The organism is Kitasatospora putterlickiae, from assembly GCF_039527695.1.
Lineage (GTDB): Bacteria > Actinomycetota > Actinomycetes > Streptomycetales > Streptomycetaceae > Kitasatospora > Kitasatospora putterlickiae.
Genome location: NZ_BAAAKJ010000441.1, coordinates 7,904 through 15,045 on the forward strand (window position 1 = coordinate 7,904; position 7,142 = coordinate 15,045).

General features: G+C 74.4%; 6 protein-coding genes. 3 read left to right on the forward strand and 3 right to left on the reverse strand.

From position 1 onward, the window contains the following. Positions 1 to 761 (reverse strand): inositol monophosphatase family protein (locus tag ABD308_RS36060; protein WP_425554943.1); only part of this gene is annotated, 761 nt, incomplete at its 3' end. Positions 762 to 809: 48 nt separating this feature from the next. Continuing rightward, positions 810 to 1,952 (reverse strand): ferrochelatase, encoded by a 1,143-nt coding sequence (locus tag ABD308_RS36065; protein WP_344344384.1) that lies wholly within the window; start codon positions 1,950 to 1,952, stop codon positions 810 to 812. Positions 1,953 to 2,082: 130 nt separating this feature from the next. On the opposite strand from ABD308_RS36065, the gene ABD308_RS36070 reads away from it, so the two are divergent. After that, the gene (locus ABD308_RS36070) at positions 2,083 to 3,339 is read left to right on the forward strand and encodes an MFS transporter (protein ID WP_344344386.1); all 1,257 of its coding nucleotides are present in this window, start codon (positions 2,083 to 2,085) and stop codon (positions 3,337 to 3,339) included. Positions 3,340 to 3,431: 92 nt separating this feature from the next. Further along, complete coding sequence (locus ABD308_RS36075; RefSeq protein WP_344344388.1) at positions 3,432 to 4,754, forward strand: D-arabinono-1,4-lactone oxidase; 1,323 nt, start codon at positions 3,432 to 3,434, stop codon at positions 4,752 to 4,754. 56 nt (positions 4,755 to 4,810) lie between these two features. Here ABD308_RS36075 and ABD308_RS36080 read toward each other — a convergent pair whose 3' ends face one another. Beyond that, entirely contained in the window at positions 4,811 to 5,680 is an 870-nt protein-coding gene (locus tag ABD308_RS36080) for a hypothetical protein (protein ID WP_344344390.1), read from the reverse strand. Between the two features lie 581 nt (positions 5,681 to 6,261). Here ABD308_RS36080 and sepH point away from each other — a divergent pair. Then, on the forward strand, positions 6,262 to 7,142 hold an 881-nt coding region (gene sepH / locus ABD308_RS36085), incomplete at its 3' end, for a septation protein SepH (RefSeq protein ID WP_344344392.1).

The following is a 7,142-nucleotide window of genomic DNA, read 5'->3' on the forward strand; positions in this document are numbered from 1 at the left end:
GGGGCGGCGGCCACCGTCAGCTCGCCGTCCGCGCCGCGGCCGGGGCGTCCGCCGACCAGGGCGCCGGCCTCGGCCGCGATCAGGCAGCCGGCCGCCCGGTCCCAGGGGGCGAGGCCGCGCTCGTAGTAGCCGTCCAGCCGGCCGGCCGCGACGTCGCAGAGGTCCACGGCGGCGGCGCCGCCCCGGCGGATGTCGCGCACCTCGGGCATCAGCCCGAGCACCACCTCGGCCTGCCGGACCCGCACCTCGCGGACGTAGGCGAAGCCGGTGCCGATCAGCGCCTGGCCCCACGGCGGGGCCGGGCGGACGGCGAGCGGGCCGCCGTCCCGCTGGGCGCCGCGGCCGAGCACGGCGTGGAACAGCTCGCCGCGCGCCGGGGCGTACACGACGCCGACCACCGCGCGCCCGTCCAGCTCGGCGGCCACGCTGACCGCCCAGGCGGGCAGTCCGTAGAGGTAGTTGACGGTGCCGTCGAGCGGGTCGACGATCCAGCGCACCCCGCTGGTGCCGGGCCGCTCGGCGCCCTCCTCGCCCAGGTAGCCGTCCTCGGGGCGGCGGGCGGTGATCAGTTCCAGGACGAGCTTCTCGGAGGCCAGGTCCATCTCGGTCACCACGTCGACCGGGCTGCTCTTGGTGCCGGCGACGCCCAGATCGGCGGGCCGGCCCTCCAGCAGCAGGGTGCCGGCCCGGCGGGCGGCGTCCAGGGCGACGTCGAGCAGTTCGTCGAGCAGGGCGGGATCGGGCACGGCGGGGCTGGGCACGGGGTTCTCCTCGGGACGCGGACGGAGGCTGAACGGAGGCGGAACGGGTCAGCGCTCGGCGGCGGCCGGGCGGGGGGCGCGCGGGTTGGGGCAGCAGGCCGCGGCGCAGACGTCGTGGCTGGGGCCGAGCGTGCCGAGGGCACGGCGGGTCACCGGCTCGCCGCGCTCGGCGGCGGCCCGCTCCAGGACGAGTTCGCGGACGGCGGCGGTGAACCGGGGGTCGGCGCCGACGGTGGCGGCCCGGGCGACCGGCAGGCCGAGCTCGGCGGCCTTGGCCACCGCCTCGGTGTCCAGGTCGTACTTGACCTCCATGTGGTCGGAGACGAAGCCGATCGGGACCATCACCACGGCCGGGGCGTCGTCGGCGTGCTGCGCCTCCAGGTGGTCGCAGATGTCGGGCTCCAGCCAGGGGACGTGCGGGGCGCCGCTGCGGCTCTGGTAGACCAGCTCCCAGGGCCGGTCGGCGACCCCGGTGCGCTCGGCGACGGCGGCGGCGACCAGCCGGGCCACGTCCAGGTGCTGGGCGACGTAGGCGCCGCCGGGGCGGCCGCGGGCCGGGTCGTCGGGAGCCCCGGAGGTCTCGGCCATGGTGTCCGGGATCGAGTGGGTGGTGAACGCCAGCCGGGCGCCGGCCCTGGTCTCCTCGGGAAGCCGCCCCAGGGCGGCCACGGTGGCGTCGATCATCGGCTCGACGAAGCCGGGGTGGTTGTAGAAGTGCCGCAGCATGTCGACCCGTGGCCGCGGCAGGCCCTCGGCGGCCAGCGCGGCCAGCGCGTCGGCGAGGTTCTCCCGGTACTGGCGGCAGCCGGAGTAGCCGGCGTAGGCGCTGGTGGCCAGGACGGCGATCCGGCGGTGCCCGTCGGCGGCGATCTCGCGCAGGGTGTCGACCAGGTACGGCGCCCAGTTGCGGTTGCCCCAGTACACCGGCAGGTCGAGGCCGTGCCCGGCGAAGTCCTCGCGCAGCGCGGCCAGCAGTTCGCGGTTCTGGCCGTTGATCGGGCTGACGCCGCCGAACAGGAAGTAGTGCTTGCCGACCTCCTGGAGCCGCTCCTTCGGGATGCCGCGGCCGCGGGTGACGTTCTCCAGGAACGGGACGACGTCCTCGGGGCCCTCGGGCCCGCCGAAGGAGAGCAGCAGCAGGGCGTCGTACGGAGCGGCGCCGGTGACGGATGGGTTGCGCGCGTCGGACATGGCACCGATCCTGCCACTGTGCACAGGGAGGCCGGTGGCGGGGCTGTCCGCGCACGCCCGGAAAAATACCGTTTGCCAAGGTTCGTAAGCTGTCTTTGCCAGCCACGTTCCTTACCCCCGCGGAGCCCTCGTGCTGTCCAGTTACCGCCAGATCTTCGCCGCCCCCGGCAGTCTGGCCTTCTCCTCCGCCGGGTTCATAGCCCGGCTGCCGATCTCCATGACCGGGATCGGCATCATCACCATGCTCTCCGAGCTGCGCGGCACCTTCGGGGTGGCGAGTCTGGTCGCCGCGACGATGGCGGTGTCCGCGGCGGTCCTGGGACCGCAGGTCTCCCGGCTGGTGGACCGGCACGGGCAGCGCCGGATCATCCGGCCGGCCGCCGCGCTCACCCTGCTCGCCGCCGCCGGCCTGCTGCTGTGCGCCCGGTTCGAGGCGCCGGACTGGACGCTCTTCGTGTTCGCGGCCGGGATGGGCGTGATGCCGAGCGCCGGGGCGATGGTGCGGGCCCGCTGGGCGCACCTGTACCGGGACGAGGCGCCCAGGCTGCACAGCGCCTACTCCTTCGAGGCGGTGGTCGACGAGGTCTGCTTCATCGTCGGTCCGATCCTCTCGGTGATGCTGGCCACCTCGGTCTTCCCGGAGGCGGGCGTCCTGCTCTCCGGAATCTTCCTGGCGGTGGGCGTCGCGCTGTTCGCCGCCCAGCGCACCACCGAGCCGCCGGTCCATCCGGCCTCCCGGCAGACCGGCCGCCCGGCGATCCTCAACCGGGGCCTCCAGGTGCTGATCCTGACCTTCGTGTCCACCGGGGCCATCTTCGGTTCGGTCGAGGTGGTGACCGTCGCGTTCACCAAGGCCCAGGGCCACGCCGGCACCTCCGGTCCGATCCTCGCGCTGTGGGCGTTCGGCTCCTGCCTGGCCGGCGTGGTCTTCGGCACGCTGAAGCTGACCGGGTCGATGGCCGTGCGGTTCCTCGGCGGGGTGGTGCTGATGGCCGTCAGCATGGTGCCGCTGCTGGTGGTCGCCGAGTCGGTGAACGGGGTCGGCGGCCTGGTGGCGGTCGGCGGCGCGCTGCTGATCGCGGGCGTCGCGATCTCCCCCACGCTGATCACCGCGGCCGCCCTGGTCGAGCGGCTGGTGCCGGCCGCCCAGCTGACCGAGGGCATGACCTGGACGATCACCGGGCTGGCGATGGGCGTCGCGGCCGGCTCCTCGGCCGGCGGCCTGGTGGTCGACGCGGCCGGGGCGGCGGCCGGGTACTGGGTGCCGGTGGCCGCCGGGCTCTTCGGCGTGCTGGCCGCGCTCGCCGGGCTCGGCCGGCTCCGCTCCGGGCTGGCCGCCGGGAAGGCGGCCGTGCCGTCGGCCGAAACCGTGGACCTCGGCCGGTGACCTGACCTACCCTCCTCCCTACCCGCGGCCTACCCGCGGGTAGGGACCGAGGTGAGCCGACGCCGTTCGGCCACGGAGCAGGAGGCGCCGCAATGCCCCAGGCCAGGACCGCGACCCGCGCCCGCTGGACCAACTGGGCGGGCAACCAGAGCGCCGCGCCCGCCCGGGTGGTCACCCCCGGCACGCCGGAGGAGCTGGCCAGGGAGATCCTGCGCGCCGCCGACCAGGGCCGGACCGTCAAGGCGGTCGGCGCCGGCCACTCGTTCACCGCGATCGCCTCCGCCGGGAACGGCGTGCTGGTCAGGCCGCACGCGCTGACCGCCGTCCGGGAGATCGACCGGGAGAACGGCACGGTCACCGTCGAGGCCGGGCTGCCGCTGCACCGGCTCAACCGGCTGCTCGCCGCCGCCGGCCTCGCCCTCACCAACCTCGGCGACATCGAGGCGCAGACCGTGGCCGGCGCCACCAGCACCGGCACCCACGGCACCGGCCGGGACTCCGGCTCGCTCGCCGCCCAGATCCGCGGCCTGGAGATCGTGCTCGCCGACGGCGGCGTCCGGCGCTGCTCCCCCACCGAGCACCCGCGGCTCTTCGAGGCCGCCCGGCTCGGCCTCGGCGCGCTCGGCGTGATCACCGCGCTCACCCTCGCCGTCGAGCCGTCCTTCCTGCTCACCGCGCACGAGCAGCCGATGCGCTTCGACGAGGTGCTGGACCGGATGGACGAGCTCACCGCCGTCAACGAGCACTTCGAGTTCTACTGGTTCCCGCACACCGACCGCTGCTCCACCAAGCGGAACAACCGCAGCCAGGGCCCGGCCGCGCCGCTGCCCCGGTTCAAGGCGTGGCTGGAGGACGACTTCCTCTCCAACACCGTCTGGGAGGGCGCCTGCCGGGTCGGCCGGCGCTTCCCCGGTTCGGTGCCGGCCATCGCCGCGCTGGCCGCCCGGGCCTGGTCGGACCGCGGCTACACCGACACCGCGTACAAGGTGTTCACCAGCCCCCGCAAGGTGCGCTTCACCGAGATGGAGTACGCGGTGCCGCGCGCGGCGGCCGGCGAGGTGCTGCGCGAACTGCGGGCGATGGTCGAGCGGTCCGGCTGGCGGATCAGCTTCCCGGTCGAGGTGCGGTTCGCCCCGGCCGACGAGGTCTGGCTCTCCACCGCGCACGGCCGGGACACCGCCTACATCGCCGTCCACCTCTACCGGGGCACCCCCGAGCAGGGGTACTTCACGGCGGTCGAGCGGCTGATGACCGGGTACGGCGGCCGCCCGCACTGGGGCAAGCTGCACACCCGGGACGCCGAGTACCTCGCCGGGGCCTATCCGCGCTTCGCGGACTTCATCGCGCTGCGCGACGAGCTGGACCCGGACCGCCGGTTCGGCAACGACCACCTTCGCCGGGTGCTCGGGGCCTAGGGCTTGTCTGACAGTTCCCGCCGCGCGCTGATGCGACGCGAATTGTCAGACAAGCCCTAGCCCCGCCGCTCCGGCGCCGTGCCGGCCGGAGCGTTCGGGGCCGCCGGGGCGGGCGGGGCCGGCTCGACGGGGGTGCTCGGGGCCGGGGGCTTCGGGGTCGCGCCGCCGGACGGCTTCGCGGAGGCCGCCCCGTCGCCGGCCGGCGCGGAGGGACCGGTGGAGCCGGACGGCGCAGGGGGCGCGGACGGCTCGCCGGTGGGGCGCGCGGAGGGCTTCGTGGACGGCGCCGTGCTCGCACCCGCGCCGGAACCGGCCGACGGGGAGGCCGACGGTTCGTCGCCCCCGGTGTCCGGACGGGCGCCGGGGCTCGGCCGACCGGAGGCGCCGCCGTCCCCGCCGGCCGGCGCCGAGGGCACCGAGGAGGGTCCGGAGGACGGCGTGTCACCCGGTGGGACGGTCGGTTTCCGGTCGACCCGGCCGCCGATCGAGGTGCCGGTGCCCGACTCGCCCTTGACCGTCGCCGACACCGGCTGCCCGGTCGCCAGCTCGAACGCGAGGATCGGCACCATCGCCAGGGTGAAGACCAGTGCCGAGACCGCCGTGTAGGACTTCCAGGTCCACCGGCGACGCGCCCGGACCACCCGCGGCGCGCTCCACTGCGTGGAGGCCGGCGGCGGATCCGCCACCGGACCGGACTCCGGCGCCTGCCGCAGCCCGTTCACCACCTGCCCCGGCCCGGCGGTCCGGTCCACGGCGCCGCGCAACTGCTCCCCGGTGCGCTTGAAGAGGTGCTGGAACACCGCGCTTCCGGTGGTCGCGCCGATGCTCACCACCGCCGCGCCGAGAATGGTGCCGTACACCCCGAGTTCGGACGCGAGCACCGCCCCCACCACGGTCGCCAGTGCGCTGGCGGCGACCTGAGCCACACTCAGATCAATTCGCCTGCGACCTTCCCCGGCTCCGTCCTGGTCGGGCTTCACCTGCGGCATCAACATCCCTCGCGTCAGTACGACTGTCCTTCGAACAAGTCACTCCATCTTGCACAAAGAAGGACACAAGGGTCGAAAATGCGGTTCTTCGCGAGAGATATATGTGAAGATGATCACCGTTCATCGGCCGATCCTCGGCCATTGGGGTCGCGTGCTCTTGAGATTCCCGTGAATCGCGGGAGACTTGAGCGGCGAGCCGCCCCTTTGGATGCCACGAATGGAGTACTGTTCGTAAAGCCTGAGGCCCGGGTCGACTTGTCGACTGCCCATCAACCGGCAGTCTGACGAAGAGCTATGGCGCAGGCACGCACGGCGACGCCCGTCCCGGACCGTCGCGTTCACTGCGCGTGCGAGGACGGCCGGGACACCCAGGCGCGACGTCGACGGATGGCGTGGCAAAAAGGCAACCGTGCCACAGCGGCGTGGACGGGCGTAAGCCCGACACGCCGGGGAACTCAGCAAGGTTGTGGCCAGTCGCGAGCGGGCAGGCCACACTCAGTACGGGAGCAGCGACGCAGGTGACGTCGGCAGGCACCACCCGGGAGGTAACCGTGCCCGAACTGCGGGTTGTGGCCGTCAGCAACGACGGCACACGGCTGGTGCTCAAGGCTGCCGACAGCACGGAGTACACCCTTCCCATCGATGAGCGGCTGCGCGCCGCCATCCGTGGTGACCGGCCGCGCCTCGGCCAGATCGAGATCGAGGTCGAGAGCCACCTCCGCCCCCGGGACATCCAGGCGCGGATACGAGCCGGTGCCTCCGCTGAGGAGGTCGCGCAGGCGGCCGGCATCTCCGTCGACCGGGTCCGCCGCTTCGAGGGTCCGGTGCTGGCCGAGCGCGCCTTCATGGCCGAGCGGGCCCGCAAGACCGCGATCCGCCGGCACGGCGAGGCCCCCGGGCCGCAGCTGGGCGAGGCGGTGGCCGAACGGCTGGCGCTGCGCGGCGCGGAGAAGGAGACCGAGCGCTGGGACTCCTGGCGGCGCGACGACGGCACCTGGGAGGTCATCCTCTCCTACCGGGCCGACGGCGAGGGCCGCAGCGCGTCCTGGACGTACGACCCGCCCCGGCGGCTGGTCCAGCCGAACGACGACGAGGCCCGCGCGCTGATCGGTGAAACGGTCGAGCGCGAGGAGGAGTCGGTCTTCCCGTTCATCCCGCGGATCGCCCGGCTCCCCCAGGAGCGGCCGCCGCGTCCGATGATCGACCGGCCCTCGGCGGACCGGATCATGTCGGCCCGCGAGGTGCGGGAGTCCCGCGAGGCGACGGCCGAGTCCCGTGACTCGCTGACCAGCCTGCTGGACGTGGTGCCCGCCTTCCGCGGCGACCTCGCGGTCGGCGCGCCGCCGCCGGTCGAGCCGGTGCCCGCCGAGGTGGCCGAGGAGGCGGAGGAGCCGGCGGA

What these genes read in the sequence shown, in the direction of transcription:
- ABD308_RS36065 (WP_344344384.1), bottom strand. Translation starts at nt 1,952, where the DNA reads ATGTCCGACGCGCGCAACCCATCCGTCACCGGCGCCGCTCCGTACGAC.
- ABD308_RS36075 (WP_344344388.1), top strand. Translation starts at nt 3,432, where the DNA reads ATGCCCCAGGCCAGGACCGCGACCCGCGCCCGCTGGACCAACTGGGCG.